Here is a 15572-nt window from a genome sequence, read left to right as displayed (position 1 = left end):
TGCGTCCAGCTAAATTAGTATTTTTTTTTAAACAGAAAACTATTTAAATCTTTTTAAGCGTTTTTCTTATTTTTGCTCTAAATAGTTAGCAATTTATGTCTATAGAGGTTCAAAATATTTCTAAGAGTTATGGTGCTCAAAAAGCATTAGACAACATTACATTTAAAGTAAACAAAGGAGAAATTGTTGGCTTTTTAGGTCCAAATGGAGCTGGAAAGTCTACTTTAATGAAAATTTTAACAACTTATATCATTCCAGATGAAGGTCTTGCAAAAGTGAACGAATTTAATATCAAGGAACAAACTCTTGATGTTCAAAAATCTGTAGGCTATCTTCCAGAACACAATCCTTTATATTTAGATCTTTATGTTCGGGAATATTTAAGCTTTAATGCAAATGTGTATAAAGTTAATGAGGCTCGTATAGAGGAAGTTATTATACTTACAGGTTTAGGTCCTGAAAGTCACAAAAAAATCAGCCACCTTTCCAAAGGGTATAGACAACGTGTAGGCTTAGCTACAGCATTATTACATAATCCAGAGGTACTTATTTTAGATGAACCTACAACTGGTCTAGATCCTAATCAAATAATTGAGATCCGTGATTTAATTAGAAATATAGGAAAAGATAAAACCGTTTTTCTTTCTACTCATATCATGCAAGAAGTGGAAGCTATCTGTGATCGCGTTATTATTATTAATCAAGGAAAAATTGTAGCTGATAATCAAATTCAGCATTTAATTTCTGAATCGAATGAACAAATAATAGAAGTTGAGTTTGATCAAGAAGTTAGTGAATCAATGATTAATGAAATACCTAATATTATTTCATATGAGAAGATTGGAAATTACTGGGAATTACATTTTAATTCTGAACATGATATGCGACCAATACTCTTTGACTTTGCACAACTTAATGGCTTAAAAACATTACAACTTACACAAAAGAATAAAAATTTAGAAAGTATTTTCAGGGAAAAACAAAATAATTTTTAAAGAGGTATTCTATAATAGGCAGTATAACACAAACTGTGTAAGTTAAAAAGTTATTCTGAAAAATTAGCTCGCTTAAAAGAGCTAAAATTTTTCGGAAATAACTTTTTAACGTTTTATATATTTACATAGTTATGATAGACAAAGAAGACTTATTAAACAACAAGGATTTTTTTAAATCCTTTAAAAATGGAGAAGATTTATCTTCCTTTTTTAAGCAAATGCATAAACGAGCAGTAGAACACATGCTCAATGCCGAACTAGATGCTCACTTAGATACCGAAAAACATCAAAAAACCTCTGACGGCAATTATCGTAATGGTCATGGAACCAAGAAGATTAAGACTTCCTTTGGAGAAGATCAAATTAAAGTCCCAAGAGATAGAGAAGGTAGTTTTGAACCTGTTTTAGTCCCTAAAAGACATAATATTATTGATGGTTTAGAGAATGTTATCATTTCATTTTATGCTAAAGGAATGAGTGTTAGTGATATTGAAGAGCAAATCAAAGAAATGTATAATTTTGACATTTCAACTTCTACCATTTCAAGAATTACTAATGCAGTAGCAAGTGAGATAGTAACCTGGCAAAACAGACCATTAGATGAAGTTTACTTAATTGTTTGGATGGATGGAATTGTTTTCAAAGTTCGTGAAAACTCAAAAGTAATCAATAAAACTATCTATTTAGCAGTAGGACTTAATCATGAAGGACGAAAAGAAGTTCTTGGTATGTGGTTAGGTAAGAATGAAAGTTCAAGCTTCTGGATGAGTGTTTTAACCGATTTAAAAGCCCGCGGAGTGGAAGATATTTTAATAACGGCTACCGATAATTTAAACGGATTTACTCAAACCATACGTTCTGTTTTTCCTGAATCACAAACACAGATTTGTGTGGTTCACCAAATAAGAAATGCTTGTAGATATGTCGTATGGAAAGATAAAAAGCAATTTACAACCGACATGAAACTAGTCTATACAGCACCAACAAAACAAGCCGCCGAGTTAGCTCTAGAAGATTTTGCTCAAAAATGGGAATCTAAATATGGATATGCTATCAAATCTTGGAGGGAAAATTGGGACGAATTAACCATCTTTTTGACTTCCCGTTAGAAATCCGCAAAATTATTTATACCACAAATTTAATTGAAAATCTTAATGGGAAAATTCGCAAGTACACCAAAAACAAAATGTCGTTTCCAACAGATGAGGCGGTAATAAAATCGGTTTACCTTGCCTTAAAAGAAGCAACTAAAAAATGGTCGATGCCAATACAAAATTGGGGTATTGTTTTAAACCAATTTAATCTTATATTTGAAAAAAGGCTCAGATTATAAAATCCAAGCCTAAACTTTTTAACTTACACACTTTGTAGGATAGTGTCCTATAATACAACAGAATACCTCTTTTTTAAATTTCTTTATTAGCTAACTGTCCACAAGCAGCATCTATATCTTTTCCTCTACTTCTCCTAACCTTTACTACTACATCAGCTGCCTCTAAAGTTTTTATATAATCATTTATTGCTTGTTCTGATGCTTGTTGAAAATCACCTTCATCTATAGGATTGTATTCAATCAAATTAACTTTACAAGGAACGTACTTACAAAATTTAACTAGAGCATCTATTGATCTCTTATCATCATTAATTCCTCTCCAAACAACATATTCATAAGTTACTTTACTCTTTGTCTTTTTATACCAATACTGCAAAGCTTCTCGCAAATCTGTTAAAGGGAAATTTTTAGTAAAAGGCATAATTTCATTTCTAATTTCTTCCACTGCTGAATGTAATGAAACAGCTAATTTGAATTTAACTTCATCATCTGCCATTTTTTTTATCATTTTAGAAATACCTGATGTAGAAACGGTAATACGCTTAGGAGACATGCCTAATCCTTCTGGTGATGTTATTTTATCTATTGCTTTCATAACATTAGGGTAATTCATAAGAGGTTCTCCCATCCCCATAAAAACAATATTTGATAAAGGACGATTATAATATAAACGACTTTCTGAATCTATAGCCGCCACTTGATCATAAATTTCTCCTGGCTCTAAGTTTCGCATTCTTTTTAATCGTGCTGTTGCACAAAAATTACAATCTAAACTACATCCAACTTGACTTGACACACATGCTGTCGTTCGAGTTTCAGTTGGAATTAATACAGATTCTACTACTAAGCCATCATGCAAACGAACTGCATTCTTTACCGTTCCATCTTCACTCCTTTGCATCTGATCTACTTTTATATGCTGGATTACAAAATTGTGTTCTAACATATCTCTAGTTGCTTTAGAAAGACTTGTCATATCTTCAAACTTATGTGCTTTTTTTTGCCATAACCATTCATAAACTTGATTTCCTCTAAAAGCTTTATCTCCATTAGACACGAAAAATGCTCGTAATTCTTCTTTGCTTAACGCTCGTATATCTCTCTTTTCTGTTTGCATGAGGCAAAGATAAGAATTCTTAATTTTTTCAAATATCAAATTCCTACATAGTATTAAGCAAGATTCATTTCTTAGATTCTTAAATATTTTTTATTATATGCAAGCATAATATTTTTTATTATATTTGATCAAATTTACAATTATGGCAAAAACCACATTAACAGAATTATTAGATATAAAACATCCTATTATAATGGCTCCTATGTTTTTAGTTTCTAATACCGCTATGGTGATAGAAGGTATGAAAGCAGGAGTTGCAGGTTGTATCCCTGCCTTAAACTATCGTACTCTTGAAGAGTTAAGAAATGCTATAAAAGAATTAAAAGCAGCTAAAGTAGAAGGTGGAAGTTTTGGTTTTAACCTCATCGTAAACAAATCAAATATTAAATATAAAGAACAACTAAGGGTTCTTTGTGAAGAAAAAGTAGATTTTATTATCACTTCATTAGGAAGTCCTGAAGAAACCATATTAGAAGCGCATAAAGTAGGAATTAAAGTTTTTTGTGATGTTACTGATCTTAAATTTGCTAAAAAAGTGGAAAGCTTAAAGGCTGATGCTATTATAGCAGTAAATAATCAAGCTGGAGGACATAGAGGTGATGTAGATCCTGAAAAACTAATTAAATTATTAGATGAAAACACCTCTTTACCTGTTATTTCTGCTGGCGGTGTAGGATGTAAAGCTGACTTAAACAAAATGCTTAATTACGGAGCTATAGGTGTTTCTATCGGAAGTCTTTTTATTCCTTCTGACGAAGCAAATGTATCACAAGAATACAAACAAGCTTGTGTAGATTATGGAGCAAAAGACATTGTAATGACTGAAAAAATTTCAGGAACACCTTGTACAGTTATTAATACTCCTTATGTTCAAAAAATAGGAACAAAATTAAATTGGCTAGAACGATTTTTAAACACAAATAAAAGTCTAAAAAAATGGGCTAAATTAATTCGTTTTATGATTGGAAATAATGCAGTAACGAAAGCTGCCACACAAGCTACTTATAAAACAGTTTGGGTTGCTGGTCCAACAATAGAATATTCTAAATCTATTCAACCTGTACACAAAATAATAGAGGGGCTCATTCAATAATTCTATTATAGTATTAAAAGTTGATTAGGTAGTTATTGTTCTAAAAAAAAAATAATTACCTAATCATCCACTAGAAGTAAAAAGAACATTCAAAAGAAAGAAAACAAAACACCAACAATACTTTTTAGTAAAGTTGGAGAAAATGTTTTTTTCCAATGAATATTCTTTTTGTATTTTAAGGATTGAAGATAATTAAATTTTTAAAAATCTTTAATAAAGGCATTTACATAAAATATTTCCTTTTTCATCTTATTAAAGATAGAATCTTTTTTACTCAATTATTTAAAAATAATTATCTTAATTTTGTGATTTATCCATATAAGCAAATTCAAAGTTTTTTTAAACTTTGAGATTTGTAATTTGTAATTCGAAAATATGCATTTCATTTCAGAAGATTTAGAAAACTATGTCACTCATCATAGCGAGAACGAACCTGAGCTTTTAGCTCGTTTAAACAAAGAAACGCACCAAAAAATACTGCAACCTCGTATGTTAAGTGGTCATTTTCAAGGACGTGTTTTAAGCATGCTATCTAAGCTAATACGCCCTAATACTATTCTTGAAATAGGAACCTACACAGGCTATGCTGCGTTATGCTTAGCAGAAGGTTTAATTATTAATGGAACACTGGATACTATAGATAACAACGAGGAATTGTATGATTTTCAAAAAAAATATTTTGACCAATCTCCTTGGGCTAATCAGATACATCAGCATTTAGGAAACGCATTAGAAATCATTCCTACTCTAAACAAAAAATTTGATTTAGTTTTTATAGATGCAGATAAGGAAAATTATATTAACTATTTTCATCTAATACTTCCCATGATGAATTCTGGAGGTATAATTTTATCTGATAATGTATTATGGAGCGGTAAAGTACTGGAAGACGTAAAAGCAAATGATAAAAGCACAAAAATTCTTTTAGAATACAATCAACTTTTAAAAAATGACCCTAGGGTAGAAACGGTTTTACTTCCTATAAGAGATGGATTAACGGTGAGCAGAGTTTTATAAACTACTGCTCCTTTCTTTTTACTAACTTAGTATATAATACATAGAAACTTACTCCAAAAATTCCTCCAACAATATATCCTGTTAAAATATCACTTGGATAATGTAAACCTAAATAAATACGGCTATAAGCAAAAATTAAAGGAAAGAAAAAAAGTAAATAGGTATATTTATAATTTCTTCTAAGAATTAGATATACAAAAACTGTTGTTGCCATAGAGTTAGCTGCATGCCCTGAGAAAAAACTAAATGTATCACTACTTTTTACAATTCGTATAATTCCTTTTAATTCTGGAGTACTGCAAGGGCGTAATCGCTGAACTGCTTCTTTTACAAGATTAGTAAACTGATCTGTAAAGGTAATTAATAAAGTAATAGTGAACAGAACAACAAGAAAGGGTTTCCAGCCTCCTTCTTTTTATATACTAAATACAAAATTATGATAAAAAAGGGAGTCCAATGAAACTGTTTTGTAATAAACAACCAAAAACCATCGAATGATTGAGTTCCTAAACCATTTAAAAAAATAAAAAGCTGCTTATCTAGTTCTATTAAATATTCTAACATTACATCTGACGTTTTATAGGTCCAGTTAAATCTTCGAAGCTTTCTTTTACCTCATCTATTTCTTTCGTTATATCTAAGGAATTTTGTACAGGAGCATCTTTCATTATGCGATCCTGAACATTTTGCTTTATACTTTCTACTTCTTTAGAAAAATCAGTGGTCATTTGAGTTATTTCTTTCCCTGTAGTACTATTTTGGATTTCTGATTTAATATCATTAGTCGCGTTTTTTAACTGCGCCATTCCTTTTCCTAAAGTACGTGCTATATCTGGTATTTTATCTGCTCCAAATAACATAAGAGCTATAAAGATGATGAATATTAATTCACCGCCACCAATTCCGAACATATTATTATTTTTTACTTTTCACAAAGGTAATTAGAAATTCAATGAATACACGTTAAAAGAAATAAAAAACTTGCCATTCTACATATATAAGTAAAATGACAAGTTTAAGAGAATTAATATAATCAACTTTTTTTAATCAAATTTAGATTTAATTTCTTCTTTTGGCCAAGTATTATTTGAAACATCAATATCTGCGGTTTCTTCTTTAGGATCTATCTTTATTTTTTTTATAATTTTTTGAGTCGCAAAAACGCGTGAAACTTCTTTATCATTTTTTAACCAAATTTGAGCTGGAAATTTATAATTTTCTGTTGTATTATCTTCATAAGTAATTTCAACTAATAAAGGCATTACTAAACCTCCTGGTTTATCAAAAGTAACTTGATAAAAGTATTTAGGTGTTACTAATTTAGCTTTTTCTTCCGCTGTAAAATTTGTATTTATAAAATCTTCTAATGTTTTTATTTCTTTTGTTTCAAAAGACTTATCCATTGCTGGTTTAAAATCAACACTTGATTTTTCAACCATATACACTTTAGGTCCTGATGCTCTAAAACGATTTTTCCGTGTTACTTCTTGTGCCTTAAAACCAGCTGGTTCATCATTTGTTATAAAAAATTGTTTTACTTCTTTTACTCCTATATCATTGTAGTCAGTTGTGTAAAACCAACCGCGCCAAAACCAATCTAAGTCAACTCCTGACGCGTCTTCCATTGTTCTAAAAAAGTCTTCAGGAGTAGGATGTTTAAATTTCCAACGATTTGCATAGGTTTTAAATGCGTAATCAAAAAGCTCACGCCCCATAATAGTTTCTCTTAAAATATTCAACGCTGTTGCAGGTTTCCCATAAGCATTATTACCAAATTGTTTAATAACTTCAGAATTAGACATAATAGGCTCTATACCATTTTGATCTCCACTCATATATGGAACTATCATTTTAGCTGGACCTCGATCAGTTGGAAAATTAGGATCCCATTCTATCTCCGCTAAATACTCTAAAAAAGTATTTAATCCCTCATCCATCCATGTCCATTGACGTTCATCAGAATTAACTATCATTGGAAAAAAATTATGTCCTACCTCATGAACTATAACTCCCATCATACCATACTTTAAATGGTCTGAATAATTTCCTTTTTCATCTGGTCTTCCAAAATTCCAACAAATCATGGGATATTCCATTCCTTGATCTTGTGCATTAACAGAAACTGCTTTAGGATAAGGATAATCAAATGTTTTTGCAGAATAACTTTTTAAAGTATGAGCTACGATTTTAGTTGAATATTGCTCCCATAAAGGATTCCCTTCTTTAGGATAAATAGAAGTAGCCATTACTTTTTTATCTCCTAATTGAACCGCCATAGCATCTAAAATAAATTTTCGAGAAGTAGAAATCCCAAAATCACGTACATTTTCTGCTTTAAAACGCCATACTTTCTTTTTATCTGACCAAGATTTTTCTCTTTCTACAGCTTCTTCTTGGGTGGCTATAATTACGGGTTTATCAAATGTTTTTTCTGCTTGTAAATAACGCTGTAATTGGACAGGAGTTAGAACCTCTGCTCTATTTTGCAAGGTACCTGTAGCTTCCATTATATGATCTGCTGGCACAGTTATATTTACTTCATAATTTCCAAAAGGCAAAGCAAATTCTCCTTGTCCCCAAAATTGCATATTTTGCCATCCTTCTACATCATTATATACGGCCATACGAGGAAAAAATTGAGCTAGAACATATAATCTATTTCCATCTGGAAATTGTTCATAGCCACTACGTCCTCCATCTACCATATAATTTCCTACGTTGTACCACCATTTTATAGTAAAAATAAATTTTTCTCCTTTTGCTAAGGGCTTTTTCAAATCAACACGCATCATGGTTTCATTAATCGTATAAGAAATAGGTTGTCCCATAGCATCTTTAATATATTCTATATTAAAACCGCCATCAAATTTTTCCTCCATATAAGTACGTGAAAATGCTCTAGCACTGATAGCTGGATCTATTTTTTCATTTCTTACTAAAGGTGTTTTAGATGTTTTTGCAAAAAGATTTTGATCTAGCTGCACCCATAAATAATCTAATGATTCCTTTGCATTATTTGTATAAGTAATGGTTTCTACTCCGTATAAACGTGCTTTTTTATCATCTAACTCAATATCCATTTTATAGTCTGCACGTTGCTGATAATATTCAGGCCCTGGAGCTCCTGAAGCAGTACGATACATATTGGGCGTAGCCATTAAATCATACATCTGACGAAACTTACTTTGATCTGTATGAGTTTCTGATTTAGACTTACTCTTTGATTCTTGGGCCACTCCTAGAAAAGTAGAGAATAACGCAACTACTAGAGACGTTAATTTTTTCATTTATTTATTACAAAATTAGTTAGAACTTTAACTTTATTAATTTTTAAAGGCTAAAAATAAAATCTTTTTTTAATTTCCTTAAATATTTATCAATACTTTAACACTCCACTTGTATTGTTTCCCGAAAATAAAAAACTGTTTTTCATTCCTTTGTTATTTATATGAATCAAATTTTGTTGTTCATCGTTAAGCTCTAAGAGCGCATTATTATATATTTCAAGAAGTTTTAACTTCGATACGTTTTCTATTTTGTAATAACCAACTAAAACATTTCCTTCTATTTCTTTTTGTACAAAGTACAAGCTTTTAAATTTTCCATTTATTTTTATTTTAAATGTTTCATGCAAATATTTTTTCATTAATTCTACATCCCTTTCTGTTTCTTCTTTCTCACCTAAAGCAGTCTTTATATGATATTTAGAAAATAATACTTGATTAAAATCATCTATAAATATCCGAGTTGTTATTTGAAGTCTCTTTTTTTCAGGTTCATAATTAATTTGATATATAGACACATAAAACTTATGAATAGTAAAAGAGCTTAAAAGGAAAAAAGCAATTAAATGCAATGTAATTTTCTTAATCATCTTATAAAATATATTATTTCTGAATAGTTATTATTTCTTTATATCTAACAGCCAAATCAATTAAATCAAAACGCAAAGCTCCAAAATTTTTTGCTTGTAAATCCTGAGCAATCTTAGAATTTTCAGAAGCATAAACGATAAAACCATCTAAATAATTATCTGGTATTTTTAAAATGTCCCGATAAAATTCTTGTGAAAAAACAGATTTAAGACGGTTCTTATTTATCTCACTCTGCTCTACCTTTAATTCTTTCTTCAACATAGCTGTTCTTCCTGATATTTGATTAATCAAACCTGTCATACTCATACCTCCTACAGGAATTAATAAAAAACTATACCACTTAAAACTACCTGCTTCTAAAAGCTTTCTTTCAGCTGGCGTATAACTTTTTACATTTTCAGTTATAATTCCTAATTTTTTAGCCGAAATAGTTTTAACAACCACCTCTTCCATTTCAACAACTTTTACTTTTACTTTTACAACAAAAGGGTTTTGTTTAAAAGAATTTGAGTTAAGTCGAATTTCTAATGGTTCTATTTTAGAAGAAGTAAAAACTAACAAATTATCAGAATTTGCTTGTATTTTAAATTTACCCTCTGAACTTGTAGTTGTTGTTTCTTTAGTAGTTCTATTTATTACGATAATTTGATCTAAAGGACCTAAATCAGATTGCACTATTCCATCTAATAGAATTTTATTCTGTGCAAATCCAAATTGAGAAATAGCAAATAAAACCCATAGTACAATTTTACTTTTCATTTTTATTCAATTCATTAAATTTAAAAACGAGTTCCACTAATCGAAGTTTTAAATTTGTAAGATCTTTTTCTTGTAAAATTTTATCTATCAAAAAATCCTCAGAAGCCAAAACTAGAAAACCTTCTAAATATTCTTTTTCTATCTTTAATGTAAAAAGAAAAAAATCTTCTGTTAATTTATTAAGAAGCTTAACTGTATTTGATTCATATTTTTCATTTTCGAGTGCTTTTTCAAACATTTTAGTCTTTCCTGAAAATGTATTCAAAACACGATCAAAAGACACTTTAGAGCTCAACCCATAAAAATTTTGATCACCACCTCTTGCGGCATATAATTTCCGTTCTATTGAAGTATATGTCTTCTGATCTTTATTTACAATTCCTAACGATTTAGCTGAAAACCTTTTAATATAAACTTCTTGTAATTCTTTTATTTTGGGAGAAACAGACAATAAAAGAATATTTGTTTTAAATGAATTTAAATTTAACCGTATTTCAAGAGGTTCTATTGTAGGAGAAGCAATAAGTAAAACATCTTCTGGACAAGCCGCTAATTCAAACTCTCCAATAGGATTTGTATAAACCCATTGACCTGTAACCCTATTAACAACCATGAGACTATCTTTCTTAATCAAATCTACTTCAACTTTTCCTTTTATATTTTCTTGAGCAAAGATATTTTGTATACCAAAAAGCAAAAGTACAATCTTTTTATACATATTTTTTTTGTAAAAATAGTTTCTCTACTAGCTAATAAAGTACTAATAGAATAGTAAAATTTTGTTAATTCTGTATATTTGAATCAAATTATAAAAAATGAAAAAAGTTATTTTAGCAAGTACATCCACTTTATATAGTGGTGGTTATTTAGAATATTTACTTCCTACTTTATGTAATCATTTTAACAAAGTAAAAACTTTGCTTTTCATACCGTATGCACAACCAAGCGGAATAAGTTATGAAGCATATACAGCAAAAGTAGAAGAGGCTTTTGCTAAAATTGACATTTCAGTAAAAGGAATACATGAATTTAAAAATCCAATAGAAGCAGTACAAAATGCTGAAGGTATTTTTACAGGAGGTGGCAATACTTTTTTATTAGTATCTAAACTTTACGAAAAAGGTCTCGTATCAGTTTTAAAAGAAGTAATTGAAAAAGGGACTCCTTATTTAGGTACAAGTGCAGGAAGTAATATTGGAGGAAAAACAATGAACACTACTAATGATATGCCTATCATTCTTCCTCCAAGTTTTGAGACATTAGGCTTAATTTCATTCAACTTAAATCCGCATTATTTAGATCCTGTTGAAGGTTCTACTCATATGGGAGAAACCCGAGAAACACGTATTAATGAATTTCACAAATTAAATACAACACCAGTTTTAGGACTACGTGAAGGAAGTTGGTTAGAAGTATATAATTCAGATGTTTTTTTAAGAGGTGATCTCACAGCGAGACTTTTTAGACCAAATGAATTTGCTGTAGAAATGGCTCCTGGAGAAAATTTAAATTTCTTAAGTTAATTTTAAAATATTAAGACCTTCTAAAAAGAATAAAAAATAATTTTCTAATAAATATTAGAAAAAATGAATAAACTAAATTCATATAACACATTCGATCATTTTTTAGACGGTCTTATACCTTTAAATATAAAACGAAAGACTTCATAAGATTTATGAATTCTATTATATAATTAATTTCATAATAACCAACTGGTTATAAAGAAAAACATAATTTATTTGTATCTATAAACTTTGATTAAGAAATCATTAAGATTTAACAGACGAAATATAACGTAAAAAAGTTTTAAAAAGAAAAAGCCCAAATTTTCATTTGGGCTTTTAACTAGAGCGGAAGACGAGGCTCGAACTCGCGACAACCAGCTTGGAAGGCTGGAGCTCTACCAACTGAGCTACTTCCGCATTGCGAGTGCAAATATAAGCATGTTTTTTGTTTCTCCAAATTTTTAAAAATCTTTTTTTAAAAAAAATCCGATCAATAACCCATTTACCCGATAAAAACCCATTTCCGAAATAAATCTCTTTCTAATAAAACCGTACTTTTGTGTAACATAACTAACTATTAAAAGAATTTTAAAAAGAGAACATACATCATTATAAACGATGTACTTAGAGCTGGAAAACTACTAGCTGATTATTCTTTTAAAGGTGATTAATTAGATATTCATTGATTTGAAAAGGCAGTCTAAAAGCAGTTATTTCAGTCTTTCTTCATCAAAATAATTTATGTAATTTTATTAGTCAATATCAAACAAGAAGAATGGCTATTTTAAAAAATGATGGAACTAAAGACTATGAAGTATTATTAAAGCATTTGGAACAATTTTTGAAAAGAGAATCCATAGCGTCAATTTCATTTAATGCAATAGGTTTTATAAAAAATCAAACACCAAAGAATAGGTGAAGTATTTAATACAATAATATAGGCTTACACTGTCTTATGTACAAAGAAATTAATATATGAAAAAAATTTACCCATTATTCATTTCTATCTTAATTTATTTAGGTTGTGCTAATAACACTAACCCTAAATTTTTTTCAACAGAAGAAAGCATTAAAAATGCTTTACAAAATGAAAGTCTATTAGAAAATTGGGATATAGACGAAAATAGAATAGCTCTATTGGAAGCCATAAGAAAATCAATAGAAGAAGGATTGTTTCCTGAAGATTATCATTATTCAGAATTATTAAAATACGAAGATTCAATAGTACTAACACCTGATCAAAAAGAAAACTATCATAAATTACTAACGATTGCCTTAATTAAATATAGTTCTCATTTAAAAAATGGAAAACTTGATGCTAACGAAATTTATTCAGATTGGGAAATAACCCCTAAACCTATTGTTACAGATTCTATATTAACTACCATTTTAGCAAAAAAACAAGTAGACAGCTTAATTAATAATAGCAAACCTCAACATTATATTTACAAAGGACTTAAAAAGGCTTTATTAAAAATTAATACTATGCCTAACGAAATCTTTGATACAATAAAACCTAAACTGAATGAAAAATTATATTTTGGATTAAAAAACAGCAATACAATAGCCAAAATAAAAAAAAGATTAAGACTATGGGGTGATTTAAAACCTAATGATACTCTTTCTAACAAAACCTTTGATGAAAATTTAAAAAAAAGCAATCATTCAATTCCAAAACCGTCATGGTTTACAAACAGATGGACGAATAGGCTTAGGTACTCTAAAAGCTTTAAACCATAGCAAAGAATATCGCAAACAACAAATCATGGTAAATCTTGAAAGATGGAGATGGTTTCCTTCTGATTTAGGAACCAATTATTTAGCTGTTAATCTTACTGATTTTCAATTACAAGTTGTAGAAAATAATGATACTACAAAAACTTATCGAGTAGTCATTGGTCAACCTAAACGTAAAACCCCTATTCTTTCTTCAAAGGTTGACAATATCATTTTCAACCCTACTTGGACAGTTCCTCCTACGATTATTAAAGAGGATTTGATTCCTGCTGCTACAAAAAATAGAAGTTATTTTTACAAGAGCAAAATCAAAATTTTTAATTCTAAAAATAAGGAAATAGCGCCATATGAATGGAAACCTGAAGATGCTTTAAGTTATAAATATGTACAAAATCCTGGTTATAATAATTCTTTAGGCTTAGTAAAAATAAATTTTAGCAACAAGCATTTAGTGTTTATGCATGACACAAATCATAGAGACCTTTTTGAGAATCAATATCGAGCTTTAAGCTCTGGATGTGTTAGAATAGAAAAGCCACTACCTTTGGCTGAATATTTACTAAAGGATAAATTGAAAAAACAATATATAAAAGAAGAAATTATTCAAAAAAATAAACCTAAAGGCTCTACTCCTATATTCAAGAAAAAACTCATAGAAGTTCCTACTTATTCACTGGCTGAAATAGACACTATCATTCAAAAAAAAGAGACAAAAGCTGTAAAAGTAAGTCAGAATTTTGGAATTCATTTTCTATATTTTACAGCTTGGTCTGATAAGGGAATTTTGCAATTTAGAAACGATATTTATCAATATGATTCTGAATTATACACACGATTAAGCAGTCAATTTACTAGCGATATCATAAGCTCTAGTCGGATGATAAATAAATAAACACGTTTTTCCTTTTACTGTATTAATGACATCATATTTTATCGCTTCAGGTATAGCAGGACATCCTTGACTTCTACCTAAGTAACCTTGCATTTTTATTACACCTGGATTAGCATATTCTGCTCCGTGCATTACAACTGAACGATTTCTAGCATTATCATTAATACCTCTTTCTTGACCATCTAATTTAAGAGATAATCCATGTTTTCCTACATAGGTTTCTCCTGTTATATAAAACCCTAAACTACTCTTACTAGAATTTAATTCGTTTGAAAAACTATTAGCAAACTCTCCTCCTGATTTCATTCCGTGTGAAACCAAATTATTAAATAAGATTTTATTCGAAACCAAATCAATAACCCACATCCTTTTTTTAGTTGATGATAAACTAAAATCAATTACAGTCAATACTTCTTTTTCTATTAAACCTTTTTCTTTTAATGAATAATATCCTAACATGGCTCTCTTAAAACACTCCATAGGCGGTAATGCCAAATGGTTTGTATTTAAAGAAAAATAGATCATCTCAATTTTGGCTAACTTAGCATTAGCGCTTTCATTCGTTACCAAATCACAATTCACGTTATCAGTAGCCTTTAGGGAAAAAGACATTAAGAATAACAAAACAAGGGGCAAAAATCTGTAAACCATTGACAATCTTTTAATTACATTGTTATTACTACAATACAAATATTATAAAAAAAAACAGATAGAACAAATTATTTTTGCATTTTATCGGTTTTTTTTGCTTTTCATCGATTTATTAGATTAAAATATCCCCTCTTAATTTTAAACAATGTCCATTATAAAATATCATTATGAAACTATAATATTATAATCAAATTAGATAAAATTCTGTGTTATTCAAGATATGTATTTCGTTAAATCATTAAAAAAATAATTATTTTATATCAACAAAGTTATTTTTAATAATTTCTTTTCTCTACAACATTATTAAGATATTAAAGCTAAAAATATGTTATTGAATTAGTTTACCTAAGAGTAATTTATTGAATCCGCTATTTAAAAATATTTTTAAATTAATCGAATATTGTTTTAGCATTTCCCTTTTTCTAAGATAAAAGATATCTTGAATTAGAGTTCTTAATTTAGTTCATATTTTTTTCAACTTAGTCACAAGATTAATTCTATCGGTAAAAAGTTATTTACGCCAATCTCCTTTATTCCCCAATAATCATTCGTTATAGGGTGTACTCATAATTCTATCTGCTTAACAAACGGTATAGTA

At 29.2% G+C, this 15572-nt stretch carries 13 protein-coding genes, 1 tRNA gene and 2 pseudogenes; 7 read left to right on the top strand and 9 right to left on the bottom strand.

The genetic code is table 11. The features are described from left to right. Positions 1 to 95: 95 nt before the first annotated feature. On the top strand, positions 96 to 995 hold the full coding sequence (gene gldA / locus JJC03_RS07760; RefSeq protein ID WP_235874278.1) for a gliding motility-associated ABC transporter ATP-binding subunit GldA: 900 nt from the start codon (positions 96 to 98) through the stop codon (positions 993 to 995). A gap of 131 nt (positions 996 to 1126) precedes the next feature. After that, positions 1127 to 2328: pseudogene (locus JJC03_RS07755) on the top strand (IS256 family transposase). A 73-nt stretch (positions 2329 to 2401) separates the two neighbouring features. Here the strand turns inward: JJC03_RS07755 and rlmN are convergent. After that, positions 2402 to 3445: a dual-specificity RNA methyltransferase RlmN gene (gene rlmN / locus JJC03_RS07750; RefSeq protein WP_088398242.1), complete on the bottom strand. Its 1044-nt coding sequence runs from the start codon at positions 3443 to 3445 to the stop codon at positions 2402 to 2404. A 142-nt stretch (positions 3446 to 3587) separates the two neighbouring features. Between rlmN and JJC03_RS07745 the strand changes: the two genes are divergently transcribed. Both JJC03_RS07745 and JJC03_RS07740 read left to right on the top strand, forming a co-directional pair. Then, entirely contained in the window at positions 3588 to 4538 is a 951-nt protein-coding gene (locus tag JJC03_RS07745) for an NAD(P)H-dependent flavin oxidoreductase (RefSeq protein ID WP_088398241.1), read from the top strand. Between the two features lie 375 nt (positions 4539 to 4913). Next, a complete protein-coding gene (locus JJC03_RS07740; protein ID WP_088398240.1) occupies positions 4914 to 5555 on the top strand; it encodes an O-methyltransferase in 642 nt (213 codons plus the stop codon). 1 nt (position 5556) lies between these two features. Here JJC03_RS07740 and JJC03_RS07735 read toward each other — a convergent pair. From JJC03_RS07735 to JJC03_RS07710, 6 genes and pseudogenes are all read right to left on the bottom strand, one after another. Then, positions 5557 to 6119 (bottom strand): annotated as a pseudogene (locus tag JJC03_RS07735) (phosphatase PAP2 family protein). Next, positions 6119 to 6466, bottom strand: a complete 348-nt coding sequence (locus JJC03_RS07730; protein ID WP_088398238.1) for a Sec-independent protein translocase subunit TatA/TatB — start codon at positions 6464 to 6466, stop codon at positions 6119 to 6121. Before JJC03_RS07730 ends, JJC03_RS07735 begins: the two are co-directional and overlap by 1 nt. Before the next feature lie 132 nt (positions 6467 to 6598). Next, positions 6599 to 8842, bottom strand: coding sequence for a M1 family metallopeptidase (locus tag JJC03_RS07725; protein ID WP_088398237.1), 2244 nt, complete (start codon positions 8840 to 8842; stop codon positions 6599 to 6601). Between the two features lie 89 nt (positions 8843 to 8931). Further along, positions 8932 to 9429, bottom strand: a complete 498-nt coding sequence (locus JJC03_RS07720; protein ID WP_235819367.1) for a DUF6702 family protein — start codon at positions 9427 to 9429, stop codon at positions 8932 to 8934. A gap of 13 nt (positions 9430 to 9442) precedes the next feature. Beyond that, a complete protein-coding gene (locus JJC03_RS07715) occupies positions 9443 to 10189 on the bottom strand; it encodes a hypothetical protein (protein ID WP_235874277.1) in 747 nt (248 codons plus the stop codon). Continuing rightward, entirely contained in the window at positions 10179 to 10907 is a 729-nt protein-coding gene (locus tag JJC03_RS07710; protein WP_088398234.1) for a hypothetical protein, read from the bottom strand. The genes JJC03_RS07715 and JJC03_RS07710 overlap by 11 nt, the downstream gene beginning before the upstream one ends. Before the next feature lie 97 nt (positions 10908 to 11004). Here JJC03_RS07710 and pepE point away from each other — a divergent pair, with 97 nt between their 5' ends. Next, a complete protein-coding gene (pepE, locus tag JJC03_RS07705) occupies positions 11005 to 11712 on the top strand; it encodes a dipeptidase PepE (RefSeq protein ID WP_088398233.1) in 708 nt (235 codons plus the stop codon). A 326-nt stretch (positions 11713 to 12038) separates the two neighbouring features. On the opposite strand, the gene JJC03_RS07700 is transcribed toward pepE, so the two are convergent. Beyond that, positions 12039 to 12111 (bottom strand) — tRNA-Gly (locus JJC03_RS07700). Between the two features lie 558 nt (positions 12112 to 12669). On the opposite strand from JJC03_RS07700, the gene JJC03_RS07695 reads away from it, so the two are divergent. Both JJC03_RS07695 and JJC03_RS07690 read left to right on the top strand, forming a co-directional pair. Then, positions 12670 to 13434 carry a L,D-transpeptidase scaffold domain-containing protein gene (locus JJC03_RS07695; RefSeq protein ID WP_235874276.1) on the top strand — a complete coding sequence of 255 codons (765 nt, stop codon included), beginning with the start codon at positions 12670 to 12672 and terminating at the stop codon, positions 13432 to 13434. Next, positions 13355 to 14323 (top strand): L,D-transpeptidase family protein, encoded by a 969-nt coding sequence (locus JJC03_RS07690; RefSeq protein WP_374226264.1) that lies wholly within the window; start codon positions 13355 to 13357, stop codon positions 14321 to 14323. Before JJC03_RS07695 ends, JJC03_RS07690 begins: the two co-directional genes overlap by 80 nt. Here the strand turns inward: JJC03_RS07690 and JJC03_RS07685 are convergent. Beyond that, a complete protein-coding gene (locus tag JJC03_RS07685; RefSeq protein WP_165624271.1) occupies positions 14267 to 14974 on the bottom strand; it encodes a murein L,D-transpeptidase catalytic domain family protein in 708 nt (235 codons plus the stop codon). The genes JJC03_RS07690 and JJC03_RS07685 overlap by 57 nt on opposite strands. Between the last annotated feature and the right edge of the window lie 598 nt (positions 14975 to 15572).

The organism is Flavobacterium oreochromis (assembly GCF_019565455.1).
Taxonomy (GTDB): Bacteria; Bacteroidota; Bacteroidia; order Flavobacteriales; family Flavobacteriaceae; genus Flavobacterium; species Flavobacterium oreochromis.
The sequence above is the reverse complement of the archived record's forward strand: the minus strand, read 5'-3'. Positions and strand labels throughout refer to the sequence as shown.

Coding starts and splice junctions, on each gene's coding strand:
- gldA (WP_235874278.1), top strand. CDS start 96: ATGTCTATAGAGGTTCAAAATATTTCTAAGAGTTATGGTGCTCAAAAA.
- rlmN (WP_088398242.1), bottom strand. CDS start 3,445: ATGCAAACAGAAAAGAGAGATATACGAGCGTTAAGCAAAGAAGAATTA.
- JJC03_RS07745 (WP_088398241.1), top strand. CDS start 3,588: ATGGCAAAAACCACATTAACAGAATTATTAGATATAAAACATCCTATT.
- JJC03_RS07740 (WP_088398240.1), top strand. CDS start 4,914: ATGCATTTCATTTCAGAAGATTTAGAAAACTATGTCACTCATCATAGC.
- JJC03_RS07730 (WP_088398238.1), bottom strand. CDS start 6,466: ATGTTCGGAATTGGTGGCGGTGAATTAATATTCATCATCTTTATAGCT.
- JJC03_RS07725 (WP_088398237.1), bottom strand. CDS start 8,842: ATGAAAAAATTAACGTCTCTAGTAGTTGCGTTATTCTCTACTTTTCTA.
- JJC03_RS07720 (WP_235819367.1), bottom strand. CDS start 9,429: ATGATTAAGAAAATTACATTGCATTTAATTGCTTTTTTCCTTTTAAGC.
- JJC03_RS07715 (WP_235874277.1), bottom strand. CDS start 10,189: ATGAAAAGTAAAATTGTACTATGGGTTTTATTTGCTATTTCTCAATTT.
- JJC03_RS07710 (WP_088398234.1), bottom strand. CDS start 10,907: ATGTATAAAAAGATTGTACTTTTGCTTTTTGGTATACAAAATATCTTT.
- pepE (WP_088398233.1), top strand. CDS start 11,005: ATGAAAAAAGTTATTTTAGCAAGTACATCCACTTTATATAGTGGTGGT.
- JJC03_RS07695 (WP_235874276.1), top strand. CDS start 12,670: ATGAAAAAAATTTACCCATTATTCATTTCTATCTTAATTTATTTAGGT.
- JJC03_RS07685 (WP_165624271.1), bottom strand. CDS start 14,974: ATGGTTTACAGATTTTTGCCCCTTGTTTTGTTATTCTTAATGTCTTTT.